The following is a 13,824-nucleotide window of genomic DNA, read 5'->3' on the forward strand; positions in this document are numbered from 1 at the left end:
CCGGATCTGTCAGGGGAGGGAGATCCCCCGATGCTACCGGTGCCGCTGGTGGTCCAGCTCCCGCAGGGTCCGGATCAGGTCCACCGTGCTGAGCTGGCACAACTGGGCCATGTACTCCAGCGCGGGCAGGTCGAGGTGGACCTCGGGCGGCTGGCCGGGCACCAGGTGCGCGAGCCTGCCCTGCGCCCAGCGCCGCAGCGGCATCAGCTGCGGCCGCGGATCGGCGACGACCGTGGCCAGGTCGACCGAGAGGTGCCCGGCGGGCGCGTCACCGAACACGCGTTCGTGCACGCGGGCGAGCACCTGGTGCGCGGGCACGCCCAGCGCGACGCAGATCTCCACCAACCGGGTCACCGAGCACTGGCGGGTGCCCAGTTCGTACGTGGCCAGCGTTTGCAGCGAGATGTCGCTCTGCAGCCGGCGGTTGAGCTCCTTGCGAGTCCATCCGCGCTGCTTGCGAAGGCTGCGGAGCTCATCACCGAGCACGCGCTGGTACGCCGCTGTGTCGATCTGCACCGTCGATCCTCCAGTCCGCTGGGGCCCCGGCAGACCCCACGCAGATGGAAAGCGCGACTGGACGGTTGCTTACGCGGGTTGTCCGATTTATCGCCCGATCAGGCTAACCAAGTGGTACTGAAAGTAGCGTTTCAACGCTTCAACGCGCTGGTGACGGCCGTTTCGCGCGGTCCGAGGAACCGCGGGTCGGGCTTCGCCACGACGCCGTCCCACATCGCCTTGCCCGCCGCGAAGATTTCCCGGAAGTGCCCGTAGGCGGTGGTCGACACCCGGTCGGACGTGTCGTGGCCCACGCCGAACGCCTCGATGCCCGCCGAGCGGCACAGCGCCACCGCGCGGGGCAGGTGGAACTCTTGGGTCACCACGGTCAGCCGCTCGACGCCGAAGATCCGCTTCGCCCGCGTGCACGAGTCCCACGTGTCCAGGCCCGCGTAGTCGGCCACCACGACGTCCGCCGGCACGCCGTGCCCGATCAGGTAGGTGCGCATCGCGGTCGGCTCGTCGTAGGAGGTCCGGCTGTTGTCGCCGCTGACCAGCAGCACCTGGACCTTGCCGCGCCGGTACAGGTCGGCGGCCACGTCCAACCGGCCCGCCAGGAACGGCGTCGGCGTGCCCGACCTGGTCAGGCCCGCGCCCAGGACCAGCGCCACCGGCGCGTCCGGCACGTCGGCGGCGTCGTGCCGGTAGGCGGCGCTGCTGGTCCGCACCCACACCCACGGCGTGGCCGCGATCACGGTCAGCAGGCCGAGCGCGATCAGCACCCGCTTCCAGCGCACCCGTCTGATGAAGCTCCCCACGACTGCCACCCCCCGAGTCGACGATCAGTTCACGCAGCGCACCCCGTCCGCCGTGATGGGCGGTTCGGTGGTCGTGCTCGTGTCCGGCTGCTGCCGCGCGCCGTCCAGGCCGACCAGCCGGTCGCCGGCGAGCGTCTGCGTGCCCGGACCGGAGTAGTCCGCGCCGACGAACACGCGGACGTGACCGGCCGGGATGTCGTCGTCCTGCTCGATCTCGAGCCCACCGAGGGACTCGGCGACGGCCTCCGCGCCCGCCTCGCCGCCCACGCCGTAGCGCACCACGGACGTGGCCATGGGCGAGGCGTTGTCGGCGCCGCCGTCGGTGTACCGCTCGGCCACCAGCGCCTGGAGCACCCGGCCGGCCAGCCCCGGCGACCCGGAGGCGTTGCGGACCTCGACGGTCACCGACGCCTTGTCGACGGCGGGCGCGGTGGTGCCGGTGGCGTTCGGGTCGGCGCTGAGGTTCTTGAAGAACTTCTTCACCTCGCGCTCGTTGACCTCGACCGCCAGGCCGTCCTCGGGCGTCTGCAGCTCCGGGTTGCCGGTCGGGATCGTCTCGAACTTGAGGTTGCCGCCCGTCAGGTCCTTCATCTGGGTGGCGAACTTCAGCACGTTCCAGTCCTTGTCCAGCACGATGGACTTGGTCAGCGCGTCGATCAGGGAGCTGAGCTTGCCGGGGTCGGACAGCGTGCCGGCGGACAGGATCTGCTTGGCCAGGCCCGCCATGAACACCTGCTGGCGCACGATCCGGTCGAGGTCGCCGCGCAGCAGCCCGTACCGCTGCCGGACGAACGCCAGCGCCTCGCGGCCCTGGATCTTCTGCGGCCCGGCGGCGAAGTTCGCGCCGGACATGTTGTCGCGGGTGGCCTGGTTCAGGCACACGTCCACGCCGCCGACGGCCTTGGTGATCTCGTAGAACCCGACCAGGTTGATCTCGGCGTAGCGGTCGATGGTCACGCCGGTGAGGTTCTCGATGGTCCCGATGAGGTTCTTCGCGCCCGCCTGCCGCGACCGGACCTCCAGCTGCGCCGGGTCGGTGACGCCCTCGCGCTCCAGCTGCGCGATCGCGTCGTTCTTGCCGTAGCCGTACGCGGAGTTGATCTTGTGCCGGCCGTAGCCGCCGTCGATCTGCACGTAGGAGTCGCGCGGGAACGACACCGCGACCGCCTTGCCGCCGTCGTTCGGCACGTGCATGAGAATCAGCGTGTCGGTGTTCAGGCCGCCGTCGTTCTCGTTGCCCGCGTGCAGCTCGTTGAGGATCTCCTGGGGCAGGGGGTTGCCCTTGGAGTCGGTCCGGCTGTCCATGCCGACCATGAGGATGTCGACCGAGCCGTCGGCGGGCTTCTCCCCACCGCCTTCCTCGCTGATGACGTCCGTGGTGGCGATCTCGCTGAGCAGCGTGTTCAGGTTCGCCCACGCGTAGCCCGTGCCCAGCAGCACGGCGACGGAGAACAGCGCGAGCAGCGACCGGCCGAAGATCGCGCTGCCGGACGTGCCGCGCTCGGGCGGGCGGCGACGCGGCGGACCGGTGCGGCCGGCGGCCGGGCGCGGGCGTTGGCCGGCGGGGCGTGGCGCGGGTGCGATCCGCTGGGGGTCGGCCGGGCGCCTGCCGTCGGCGTCGCGCTCGGCGGGACGGCGGCCGGCCGCCGGTCGGGGGCGCTCGGCGGCGGGCCTCGGTCGGCCGGGTTCGCCGCCTGCCCGCGCACGCTCGTCCCTCGGCGCGTTGGGCCGGGGCCGCTCGCCCGACGAGGGGTCGGTCACCGGGCGCTTCGGCCGCTCACCGGGCACGCGGCGGCGTTCGCCGGCGGGACGCTCGGGTTGACCGGGCGCACGTCGTTCGCCGGTGGGGCGTTCAGGTTGACCGGGCGCACGTCGGTCGGCCGCGGGTCGGTCGGGTTGGCCGGGCGCGCGTCGCTCGCCGGTCGGGCGCTCGGGCCCGCGCGGCGGGTCGAACCGCCCCCCTGGCTCGGAGCGCCGTGGCGGCTCCTGGGCGCGCGGCGGTTGACCTGCGTGGGGACTCCGAGGGGGAACGGGTCGCCGGCGGAACCCGTCGGGTTCGCCTGGCCTCGGCGGCCGGTTGTCCACTCCCACTCCTCCCATGTACCCGGGTTCGTCCCAATGGACGCATGGCGGGCCGCCCAGGTTGCCACCAGCGTCGCACAGCCGGTTCGCCGGACGTGGTGATACCGGTCCGCGGCCGGGCTGACCAGGTCGGTTACCCGATTGTGAGGTCCGCGGTCCCGCGTTCGTAGACTGCCACCGTGCTGACCATGCAGGATGCGCTGCTCGCGCTGACCAGGTACTGGACCGAACGGGGCTGCGTCGTCGTGCAGCCGTACAACACCGAAGTCGGCGCCGGTACGTTGAACCCCGCCACCGTGCTGAGGGTGCTGGGTCCGGAGCCCTGGCGCGTGTCCTACGTCGAACCGAGCGTCCGGCCCGACGACGCGCGGTACGGCGAGAACCCGAACCGGTTGCAGACCCACACCCAGTTCCAGGTCATCCTCAAGCCCGACCCGGGTAACCCGCAGGAGCTGTACCTGGGCAGCCTCGAAGCGCTCGGCATCGACGTCCGGGCGCACGACGTGCGGTTCGTGGAGGACAACTGGGCCTCGCCCGCCCTCGGCGCCTGGGGCCTCGGTTGGGAGGTGTGGCTGGACGGGTTGGAGATCACCCAGTTCACCTACTTCCAGCAGGCGGGCGGCATGTCGCTCGACCCGGTGTCGGTGGAGATCACCTACGGCATCGAGCGCATCATGATGGCTCTGCAGGGTGTCGACCACTTCAAGGACATCTCCTACGCCCCCGGCATCTCCTACGGCGAGGCGTTCGGCCAGGCCGAGTACGAGATGAGCCGCTACTACCTCGACGACGCCGACGTGGAGGCGAACAAGCGCCTGTTCGAGGAGTACGCCTCCGAGGCGCGCCGGATGCTCGACGCGCGGCTGCCCGTGCCCGCGCACAACTACGTGCTCAAGTGCTCGCACGCGTTCAACGTGCTCGACGCGCGTGGCGCGATCAGCACCACCGAGCGGGCCCGCGCGTTCGGCCGGATGCGCGGCCTGGCGCGGGAGGTCGCCGGGCTGTGGGCGGCCCGCCGCGAGGAGCTCGGCCACCCGCTCGGGCTGGCCGAGGCGCCCGCCGCGGCCACCGTGCCGGACACGTTCGCCGAGGTCACGGCCCCGAACACGCTGTTGTTCGAGATCGGGACCGAGGAGCTGCCGCCGGCCGAGGTGACGCGGACCGTCGAGGCGGTCGCCAAGGCCGTCGCGGACAAGCTCGGCGCGACCAGGCTGGCGCACGGCGCGGTCGAGGTGCACGGCACCCCGCGCCGGGTCGTGGTGCTGGTGCCCGACGTCGCGCCGCGCGAGCCGGACGCGGAGAAGACCGTGCGCGGGCCCCGCGTGTCCGCCGCCTTCGACGCCGACGGCAACCCGACCAAGGCCGTGCAGGGCTTCGCCCGCGGCCAGGGCGTGGACGTCGACGCGCTCGGCCGCGTCACGGAGAACGGCGTCGAGCACGTCGCCCTCGTGCGCACGGACCCCGGTCGCGGCGCGGTGGAGGTGCTCAGCGGGCTGCTCGGCGAGGTGGTCTCCGAGCTGCGCGCCGAGAAGAACATGAAGTGGAACGACCCGAAGCTGTCGTTCACCCGCCCGATCCGCTGGCTGCTCGCCCTGCTGGGCACGACGCCCGTGCCGGTCGCGGTGTCGTCGCTGGCCGCCGAGCCGAAGACCCGCGTGCACCGCACCGCCGCCACGCCCGTGGTCGACGTGCCCGCGGCGGACGGTTACCTGGAGTTCCTGGCCGGCCACGGCATCGACGCGTCGGCGCAACGGCGACGTGACGCCATCGTGGCCCGCGCCGAGGAGCTGGCCGCCTCCGTGGGCGGGGTCGTGGACTTCGAGGGCGTGCTGGACGAGGTCACGAACCTGGTCGAGCGGCCGACGCCGATCCTCGGCTCGTTCGAGGAGCGCTACCTGGAGCTGCCCGCCCAGATCCTCACCACCGTGATGCGCAAGCACCAGCGGTACCTGCCGGTGCGCGCCCAGGACGGCTCGCTGCTGCCCCACTTCGTGGCCGTGGCGAACGGCGAGGTGGACGTCGACCTGGTCCGGGCGGGCAACGAGGCCGTGCTGCGCGCCCGGTACGAGGACGCGGCGTTCTTCTGGCGCGCCGACCTGCGCACGCCGTTGGAGGACATGAAGGCCGGGCTGGAGAAGCTGACGTTCGCCGACAAGCTCGGCTCGATGGCCGACCGGGCGGGCCGGATCGCGGCGCTCGCGCGGCGGCTCGCCGAGGAGGTCGGGGCGGCCGACGGGACCTTGGCGCGCGCGGGCGAGCTGGCCAAGTTCGACCTCGGCTCGCAGATGGTGATCGAGCTGTCGAGCCTGGCCGGCGTGATGGCCCGCGAGTACGCCGAGCGGGCGGGGGAGACCCCCGAGGTCGCGCTGGCGCTGTGGGAGATGGAGCTGCCGCGCTCGGCGGGTGACGCGCTGCCGTCGTCCACGCCCGGCGCGCTGCTGTCGCTGGCCGACCGGTTCGACCTGCTGGCGGGGCTGTTCGGCATCGGGGCCAACCCGACGGGCAGCTCCGACCCGTTCGGGCTGCGGCGGGCGGCCCTGGGCGCGGTGAGCGTGCTGCGGGCGTTCCCGGACCTGAAGGACATCACGCTGACCAAGGCGCTGGCGCTGGCCGCCCAAGAGCTGGAGGTGTCGGCGGAGGCGCTGGACACCGCCCGCGAGTTCGCCGTGCGGCGGTACGAGCAGCAGCTGCTCGACGCCGGGCACGACCACCGGTTCGTCAACGCCGTGCTGCCGCTGGCCGACGCGCCCGCGGTGGCCGACACGACGTTGGCCGAGCTGACCGGGCTGGCCGGCGACCCGGACTTCGCCGCGCTGGTGGCGGCGTTGCAGCGGGTGCGGCGGATCGTGCCCGCGGACACCGTGGGCGAGTACGACGCGGAGGCGCTCGTGGAGCCGGCCGAGGTGGCGTTGCACAAGGCGCTGGCCGAGGTGCCCGCCGGCGTCACGGGGCTCGCCGCGTTCGTCGCCGCCGCCAACGGGCTCACCGGGCCGGTGAACACGTTCTTCGACGAGGTGCTCGTGATGGCCGAGGACGCCGACGTGCGGCGGGCCAGGCTGGGGCTGCTGGCCGCGATCCGCGACCTGGCCGCGCCGGTGCTGGACTGGCAGGCCCTGGGCACCGCGCTGGGCTGACGGACCCGCACACGACGAAGATCCCCGCTCGCCGGCTCGCCGGAGGGCGGGGATCTTCGGCTGCCACTACATGTCGCGGTTGTCCTCGCTCGTCTGCAACTGAGCGAGCGTCAGCGAGCTGTCGACGGCGACGGTGCGGTCCGGCGTGACCTGTTCGGCGGCGGCCGGCCCGGCGCCCAAGGCGAGCAGTGCCGCGGCGGTCGCGGCCACCAGCGCTGCGGGGACGATTCTCACGCTGTTCTCCTCACACACCCGGCCAGGGTTCGGCACGCGACACCATCGCACACAAATCGTCCGAACGGGAGTCCCCTTTCGTACCTGCCGGCTGCGTGACCAATCGGGTGCGGAGCGTGATAAGTGCGGACTGTAACGGTCCGACCTGCGGTTTCGATGTTCCGGGAAGGTCAACTGTCCGAATGGGGCAGACCATTCGGAGCTGCGGGGTTGCTACGTCTTGACGAACCCGCACCCGGAGGGTTGGAATTCCGGGACATTCCGTATTTCCCGGGTCAACGTCGATGTGCCCGCGCAAGGGGTTGGTGAATGCGAAGGCTAGTCAGAGCCGTGTCCTGCGGTCTCCTCGTCCTGCTCGCCGCGGGCTGCGGCGCGGCGGTCGACCCGCTCGCGCCACCGACCGGCAGCCGGGCCCCGCGGCCGGTGGTGGGCGTGATCCTGCCCGACCGGTCGTCGTCGGACCGGTGGGAGGACCAGGACCGGCCGCTGCTGCTCCAGGCGCTGAACTTCGCGGGCATCGAGGGCGTGATCGAGAACGCGGACGGTGACGAGGCGAGGTTCGCCAGCATCGCCGACGAGATGATCGGGCGCGGCGTGAAGGTGCTCATGACGACGCCGCTGAGCCCCGAGGGCGGCGCGGCGGTCGAGCGCAAGGCACGGCAGGCGGGCATCCCGGTCATCAACTACGACCGGATCAGCCTGGGCGGCGAGGCCGACTACTACGTCTCCTTCGACAACCTCAACGTCGGCGAGCTGCAGGCCGAGGGGCTGCTCAAGTGCCTGGGCGAGAAGCAGGGCGCGCGGATCATCGAGCTGCAGGGCGCGCCGACGGACAACAACGCCACCCTGTTCTTCGACGGCCAGCGCCGCAAGCTCGGTCCGAAGTACGAGACCGGCGCGTTGAAGCTGGTGGACAGCAAGCCGATCGACAAGTGGGACCCGCTGATCGGCAAGGCCGCGTTCGAGCAGATGCTTCTCGCCAACGGCGGCGCGGTGGACGGCGTGGTCGCGGCCAACGACGGGCTGGCCGGCGCGGCGATCGAGGTGCTCAAGGCCAAGGGCCTGGCCGGCCGGGTGCCGGTGACCGGCCAGGACGCCACGCTGGAGGGCCTGCGCTCGATCCTGCGCGGCGAGCAGTGCATGACGGTCTACAAGCCGATCCGGGACGAGGCCGAGGCGGCGGCGCGGCTGGCCATCGCGGTGGCCCGCGGCGACCTCAGCGGCGCGGACGACCTGGCCACCGGCAACACCCGCGACCTGGTGGCCAAGCGGGACGTGAAGTCGGTGCTGCTGGGCGCGGACCTCATCACCCGGGACAACGTCCGCGCGCTGGTGGCCGAGGGCGTGGTCAAGCACGCGGACCTGTGCGCCGGAGACACCGCGGACGACTGCACCGAGCTGGGCATCCTGACCAACTAGGCGCCGGTGCGCACGCCGGGGAGAGCCGGAACTAGCCCTCCTCGTCGTGCCGCCCGGAGATGAACTCCTGCACCCGGATCTTCACCCGGATCAGCGGCTGGCGGATGCGGGCCTCCCGGCGGTACGCGCGGCGCAGCTTGCGGGAGCCCTCGGTGTACCGCCAGCGGGCCCACGGCGAGCCGGGGCGGGCCAGCCGCAGCGCGCCGATCTCGGGCAGCACGGGCACCAGCAGCCCGATCAGGCCGGTCCACACCTTGCCCTTGAGCAGCGCCACGATGGCGAACCCGAGGTTGACCAGGATGACCAGCACGCGCACGGCCACGCCCTCGCCGTAGAACTCCTCGTAGCCGAGCGGACGGGCGCCGAGCAGGAGCAGGCCGGTCATCCCGATGGCCAGGAACACCGCGTCCACCGAGAGCCGGCCGTCCTTGGTCCAGTACACGTCGCGCAGGTGCAGCAGGAGTGCGAACTCGTCGAGCACGAGCGCCGCGCCGACGCCCAGCAGCGCCGCTGCGGCAACCCGCACCCCGTGCTGGTCGTCCGGTGCGGCCAGCCCGATCACGCCGCCGAGCAGCATGAAGACGGCGCCGAACACGACGTGGTGGATGTGCGTGCCACCGGGGGTGAAGTTGCCCGGCCACCAGCGCACCTTCGCCCTGATCAGGCGGACGCTGATCCGGATGAAGACGAAGGTGAGCACCAGGCCGAGGAAGAAGAACAGCAACCGGGACTGGGGCAGGTGGAGCGCGTACACCACCCCATCTTCACCCGGCGGGGTTACTTGAACCTGATGCCGCCCTGGATGTCGCCCGCCTGCACCACGTTGCCGTGCACCGTGCCGGAGACCTGGTTGGTCACCCGGCCGGTCTGCGTGACGGCGTGGTGGGCCCGCAGCTCGGCGCCGAAGGCGGGATCGGCCTCGACGGTCCGCTCCAGCGTTTCGCTCAACGCCCTGACCTGCGGCGAGTCCTCGGACGCGCCTTCGGCGGCGGTGAGCGCCGCGGTGGCGACGGGATCGTCGGCGAACTTCGCGCGGACCAGCTCGTACAGGCCCGCGACGGCCCGCGTGGCGAGCGACGCGGCGATGGAGACCAGCATCGGTTCAGGCATCGGAGACCCCCTGTGATCGCGACCTCGCCCACGGTAGCAGTGCGACTCGCCGCATTCTTCCGCTCGACTGCCGGCGGGATCTCATGGTTGACTGTCTTCGGTCGTACCTTTCTGTGTTCGTGTTCCACCACGCTCGCGGAACGGAGTTGCGGGCGCCGAACTTTCCTCGCCAGGAGGGGCCGGGGCCCTAGCTGACCCGGTGGTCGCAAGCGCGATCCGGCACCTGTTAGAGGAGAAGTAGCAAGATGGCAGTTCAGGGCACCGTCAAGTGGTTCAACGCGGAGAAGGGCTTCGGCTTCATCTCCCCGGACAACGGTGGCGCCGACGTGTTCGTGCACTACTCGGAGATCCAGAGCAACGGCTACCGCACCCTGGAAGAGAACCAGCGGGTGGAGTTCGAGATCGGCCAGGGCCAGAAGGGCCCGCAGGCGCAGACGGTTCGACCGCTCTGACCTAATCCGGGTCACCACCAGGACCTGGATCTTTTCGGGCCGCCACACCTCGCAGCAGCGGGGGGTGGCGGCCCGAATCGTTGCTCAGGTGATCAGCGCGGGCGCCTGGTCGGCCTGCCCGCCGTAGACCCGCTTGCCCACCAGCCGGGCGTCGTCGAAGACGAAGAACGCCGTCGTGCGCACCCGGTAGGCCCGCCCCGTCGGCTCCTCGCCGCGCAGACTGCGCTGGTGGGTGCCCCGCAGCTCCAGTTCCACGATCACCGCGTCGTCGGCGTGGTGCAGCTCGACCAGCGTGCTGCGCTGGTCCGGGAACGCGTCGCGGACGCGCGCGTAGTAGCCGGCGACCTCGGCCCGGCCGTCGAACACCTGACCGGTCGCCACGATCTCGCACCGCGGGTGGTCGAAGGCGCTGACGGCGGTGTCGAACTCGTGTTCGTTCTCCGACTCCAGGTGCTCCAGCACGATCGCCTCCCGCAGGGCCCGCAGTGCCTTGGACGCGGTCATGCGCGCGATTCCCTCCGGTTCGTCGGTAGCTGACGACGAAACACGCAGAGCACCCACCAGTCAAGACGGCATCCGCGTCGAGAGGCCCCCGATCGGCCGCGCGTTCACCCGTCGAGACGTGCGCGCGACGACCGATCGGAGTGGTCGTGATTGGTGCCATTGCCGGTGCGGCCCGACCGGCTACCGGGCGTGCTTAATCGTTTACCCCGGGCTTCACGGGTAAGGCGGTGGTGAACGCCCACCGCCTTACCGCGATCACTCAGGGACGCATTTCGTATGCGCCGGACAGCGCCGCCACCTTGCTCCAGACGCGTTCGAAGCGGGCCTGGTCGACGACGGGCTTGCGGACCTGCTCGACCGCCCAGCGCTGCTGCGCCTCGGTGGACGACGCCTTGCCGTGCAGCGCGACGGCGTAGGCCGAGAAGTCGCGCACCAGGACGTCGAACACCTGGTCCACCACGTCGGCGTCCAGGCCGGTGATCCGGGCCTGCTCCAGCGCCAGCTGACCGTAGACCACCAGCGTGAACAGGTGGCCGAGGTTGAGCAGGAAGTCCAGGTCCTTCTGCTGCTCCTCGTCCGGCGCGGCCGTGGTGAGCAGGGTGCGCAGCGCGCGGGCCTGCTCGTGGAAGCGGGCCACGTTGGGCACGTGCGCGTGCTCGCGGTAGGCGGTCTCCCAGTCCTGGAACGTGACCTGCCCGAGGCCGCGGGCCGGGCCCTGGCGCCAGAAGAACTCGTCGTCGGCCGGGTCGTGCCTGGTCGGGACGTCGGCGTAGGCGGTGGGCCGGAACAGGTAGTTCGGCATGAACTTGAGCACGAGGGCGAGGTTGACGTGGACCGTGCCCTCCAGCTTCGGCAGCGCGCGGATGTCCCGGGCGGCCATCGAGAAGTAGGTGTCCTTCTCGAAGCCCTTGGCCGCGATCACGTCCCACAGCAGGTCGACGACCCGCTCGCCCTCGCTGGTGACCTTCATCTTGGTGATCGGGTTGAACAGCAGGTAGCGGCGGTCCTCGGGGGAGGCGCTGCGGAAGTAGTCCACGGAGCGGTCGGCGAACAGCTTCATGGCGACCAGGCGCGCGTAGGCGTCCACGAAGTTCTGCCGCACGTGCGGGAAGTCGGTGACCCGCTTGCCGTACAGGACCCGGTTGTGGGCGTGCGTGATGGCCTCGTAGAACGCGTGCTCGTCGATGCCGATCGAAGCCGTGCACAGGTTGAACTTGCCCACGTTGACCGTGTTGAGGGCGGCGCTGAACGCGTCCGGGCCGGTGTGCAGGACGTCGTCGGGGGACACCGGGTAGTCGTCCAGGTGGAACTCGCTGACGAACATCTGCGAGTCGACCACGTTCTTGACCAGCGAGAACTTCTCGTGCTGCGAGTCGACGGCGAAGAACACGTACCCGTCGGGGCCCTCGACGTCCGCGCGGCGGCCGAAGACCGACACCATGCCGGCCACGTTGCCGTTGCCGATGTAGTACTTCCCGCCGGAGGCGGTGAAGCCGGTGGCGGTGGGCGTGAGGACCATGTCCGTGGAGTAGACGTCCGCGCCGTGCTCCTTCTCCGACAGCCCGAACGCGAACACCGAGCCCCGGTCGAGCAGTTCGGCGGCCTTCTTGCGGGCCACCGCGTTGTCGCTCATCCAGATCGGGCCCAGGCCCAGCACGGTGACCTGCCAGGCGTACCAGTACTGGAGGCCGTAGAAGCCGAGGACCTCGCTCAGCGCGGCGTTGCGGGCGGCGTCCCAGCGCTTGTCGTGGCCCGAGGGAGCGCCGTTGCCGTCGGCCTCGGCCGCGGGCGTGCAGAAGGTCGCGAACAGCTTCTCGCGCGCGACGAAGTCCAGGAACTCGGTGTACCAGACCTTGGCCTGGTCGTCGGCGATCAGGCGGCGCTTGCCGCGCTCCTCGAACCAGTCGACGGTCGCGCGCAGCAGGCGGCGGCTCTCGGCGTCGAGGTGGCCGAAGTCGTGGGTGTTCGGGTCGAACAGCACCGGGGTTCTCCCTTCGTCGCCGCCGCACGCTACCAGTCGGTAACTTGGCCGGCCCGTTCGCCGGGGAAGCGGGTGTCGGGCCCGGGTTCGCCGCGTCTGCGGAGTGGTGGCCGAGGGGTTAGTGTGCTGCGCGTCACAAGCTGAGGAGTTGTCATGAATCTGCTCGCCATCGGCACCCGCAAGGGCCTGTGGCTCGCGACCAGTGAAGACCGCACGTCGTGGAGCCTCAGCGGACCGCACCACCGGATGACCGAGGTCTACGCGCTCGCGATCGAGGACCGCCGCGACCGGCCGCGGCTCCTGGTCGGCACGAGCAGCTCCCACTTCGGGCCGACCGTCGTGACCAGCGACGACCTCGGCGCGACCTGGGAGGAACCGGACCGCGCGCCGATCGCGTTCCCGGCGGACGCCGCGCTGGAACGGGTCCGGCAGCTCGCGCTCACCCCCGACCCGGAGGTCGTCTACGCGGGCACGCAGCCGTCGGCGCTGTTCCGCTCCGAGGACGGCGGTCGGACGTATTCGCTGGTGGAGGGCTTGTGGAAGCACCCGCACCGCGAGCGGTGGGAGGCGGGGTACGGCGGGCAGGCGATCCACACCGTGCTGCCGGACCCGGTCGACCCGCTGCGGCTGACCGTGGCCATGTCCACCGGCGGCGTGTACCGGACGTTCGACGGCGGGTCGTCGTGGGAGCCGGGCAACACCGGCATCAAGGCCTACTTCCTGGCCGACCCGTACCCGGAGTTCGGCCAGTGCGTGCACAAGGTGAGCCGGCACCCGTCCCGGCCGGAGCGGCTGTTCCTGCAAAACCACCACGGCGTCTACCGGTCCGACGACGCGGGGGAGACGTGGACGTCGATCGCCGACGGCCTGCCCGCCGACTTCGGCTTCGCGGTGGTGAGCCACCCGCACGACCCGGACATGCTCTACACCTTCCCGCTGACCGCGGACGACGACCGGTTCCCGCCCGGCGGGCGGTGCGCGGTGTACCGGTCGCCCGACGCCGGGTCGTCGTGGGAGGCGTTGCGCGACGGGCTGCCGGACGGCTTCTGGACGGCCGTGATGCGTGACGCGATGTGCACGGACGCGGCGAGCCCGGCCGGCGTCTACTTCGGGTCGCGGTCGGGCGAGGTGTACGCGAGCGCCGACGAGGGCGACAGCTGGCGGCGGATCGCCGAGCACCTGCCCGACGTGGTGTGCCTGCGGGCGGCGGAGGTGTGACGTGCGGGTGCTCGTGCTGGTCCCCGGGCCGCTGCGGCAGGCGGCGGGCGACCAGGCCAGGCTGGAGGTCGACCTGCCCGAGCCCGCCACGCTGGGCGCGCTGCTCGACCACCTGGCCGCGCGGTACCCGTTGCTGGACCGCAGGTTGCGCGACGAGCGGGCCGGGCTGCGCCGTTACGTGAACTTCTACGTGGACGGCGAGGAGTGCCGCCGGCTGTCCGGCGCCGACACCTCGTTGCGCCCGGACGCGGAGGTCCGGATCCTGCCGTCGGTCGCGGGCGGCTAGCGCCTGTTTCACAAGTCTCGTTCGATGAGAGTCGCGCCTGAGGTGGTTCCCGGCGGTGCGGCCGAATGGGCCGCATACCGCTGTTGTATGT

General features: G+C 71.4%; 13 protein-coding genes. 5 read left to right on the forward strand and 8 right to left on the reverse strand.

The window, feature by feature from the left end; translation table 11 throughout:
- Nucleotides 1-33: 33 nt before the first annotated feature.
- The 3 genes from ABTZ99_RS16165 to ABTZ99_RS16175 form a co-directional block, all read right to left on the reverse strand.
- Nucleotides 34-516 carry a helix-turn-helix domain-containing protein gene (locus tag ABTZ99_RS16165; protein WP_230566023.1) on the reverse strand — a complete coding sequence of 161 codons (483 nt, stop codon included), beginning with the start codon at nucleotides 514-516 and terminating at the stop codon, nucleotides 34-36.
- A gap of 131 nt (nucleotides 517-647) precedes the next feature.
- Entirely contained in the window at nucleotides 648-1,313 is a 666-nt protein-coding gene (locus ABTZ99_RS16170; protein WP_499611970.1) for a SanA/YdcF family protein, read from the reverse strand.
- Nucleotides 1,314-1,337: 24 nt separating this feature from the next.
- Entirely contained in the window at nucleotides 1,338-3,074 is a 1,737-nt protein-coding gene (locus ABTZ99_RS16175; RefSeq protein WP_498780025.1) for an LCP family protein, read from the reverse strand.
- 509 nt (nucleotides 3,075-3,583) lie between these two features.
- On the opposite strand from ABTZ99_RS16175, the gene ABTZ99_RS16180 reads away from it, so the two are divergent.
- Entirely contained in the window at nucleotides 3,584-6,529 is a 2,946-nt protein-coding gene (locus ABTZ99_RS16180) for a glycine--tRNA ligase (protein ID WP_498780042.1), read from the forward strand.
- A gap of 66 nt (nucleotides 6,530-6,595) precedes the next feature.
- On the opposite strand, the gene ABTZ99_RS16185 is transcribed toward ABTZ99_RS16180, so the two are convergent.
- Nucleotides 6,596-6,763 carry a hypothetical protein gene (locus ABTZ99_RS16185; RefSeq protein ID WP_498780027.1) on the reverse strand — a complete coding sequence of 56 codons (168 nt, stop codon included), beginning with the start codon at nucleotides 6,761-6,763 and terminating at the stop codon, nucleotides 6,596-6,598.
- A gap of 309 nt (nucleotides 6,764-7,072) precedes the next feature.
- Here ABTZ99_RS16185 and ABTZ99_RS16190 point away from each other — a divergent pair, with 309 nt between their 5' ends.
- Entirely contained in the window at nucleotides 7,073-8,182 is a 1,110-nt protein-coding gene (locus ABTZ99_RS16190; RefSeq protein WP_499611973.1) for a sugar ABC transporter substrate-binding protein, read from the forward strand.
- A gap of 31 nt (nucleotides 8,183-8,213) precedes the next feature.
- On the opposite strand, the gene ABTZ99_RS16195 is transcribed toward ABTZ99_RS16190, so the two are convergent.
- Nucleotides 8,214-8,936: a hypothetical protein gene (locus ABTZ99_RS16195; protein ID WP_498780029.1), complete on the reverse strand. Its 723-nt coding sequence runs from the start codon at nucleotides 8,934-8,936 to the stop codon at nucleotides 8,214-8,216.
- A 23-nt stretch (nucleotides 8,937-8,959) separates the two neighbouring features.
- A complete protein-coding gene (locus ABTZ99_RS16200; RefSeq protein ID WP_498780031.1) occupies nucleotides 8,960-9,292 on the reverse strand; it encodes a hypothetical protein in 333 nt (110 codons plus the stop codon).
- A 245-nt stretch (nucleotides 9,293-9,537) separates the two neighbouring features.
- Between ABTZ99_RS16200 and cspE the strand changes: the two genes are divergently transcribed.
- Nucleotides 9,538-9,744: a transcription antiterminator/RNA stability regulator CspE gene (cspE, locus tag ABTZ99_RS16205; protein WP_053717138.1), complete on the forward strand. Its 207-nt coding sequence runs from the start codon at nucleotides 9,538-9,540 to the stop codon at nucleotides 9,742-9,744.
- Between the two features lie 84 nt (nucleotides 9,745-9,828).
- On the opposite strand, the gene ABTZ99_RS16210 is transcribed toward cspE, so the two are convergent.
- Together ABTZ99_RS16210 and ABTZ99_RS16215 are read right to left on the reverse strand one after the other, a co-directional pair.
- Entirely contained in the window at nucleotides 9,829-10,248 is a 420-nt protein-coding gene (locus ABTZ99_RS16210) for an ester cyclase (RefSeq protein WP_498780032.1), read from the reverse strand.
- 259 nt (nucleotides 10,249-10,507) lie between these two features.
- Entirely contained in the window at nucleotides 10,508-12,229 is a 1,722-nt protein-coding gene (locus tag ABTZ99_RS16215) for an acyl-CoA dehydrogenase family protein (RefSeq protein ID WP_499611976.1), read from the reverse strand.
- A 153-nt stretch (nucleotides 12,230-12,382) separates the two neighbouring features.
- Here ABTZ99_RS16215 and ABTZ99_RS16220 point away from each other — a divergent pair, with 153 nt between their 5' ends.
- A complete protein-coding gene (locus ABTZ99_RS16220; RefSeq protein ID WP_499611978.1) occupies nucleotides 12,383-13,447 on the forward strand; it encodes a WD40/YVTN/BNR-like repeat-containing protein in 1,065 nt (354 codons plus the stop codon).
- Nucleotide 13,448: 1 nt separating this feature from the next.
- Entirely contained in the window at nucleotides 13,449-13,733 is a 285-nt protein-coding gene (locus ABTZ99_RS16225; protein WP_498780036.1) for a MoaD/ThiS family protein, read from the forward strand.
- Nucleotides 13,734-13,824 lie beyond the last annotated feature (91 nt).

The organism is Actinosynnema sp. NPDC002837, assembly GCF_040295345.1.
GTDB lineage: Bacteria > Actinomycetota > Actinomycetes > Mycobacteriales > Pseudonocardiaceae > Actinosynnema.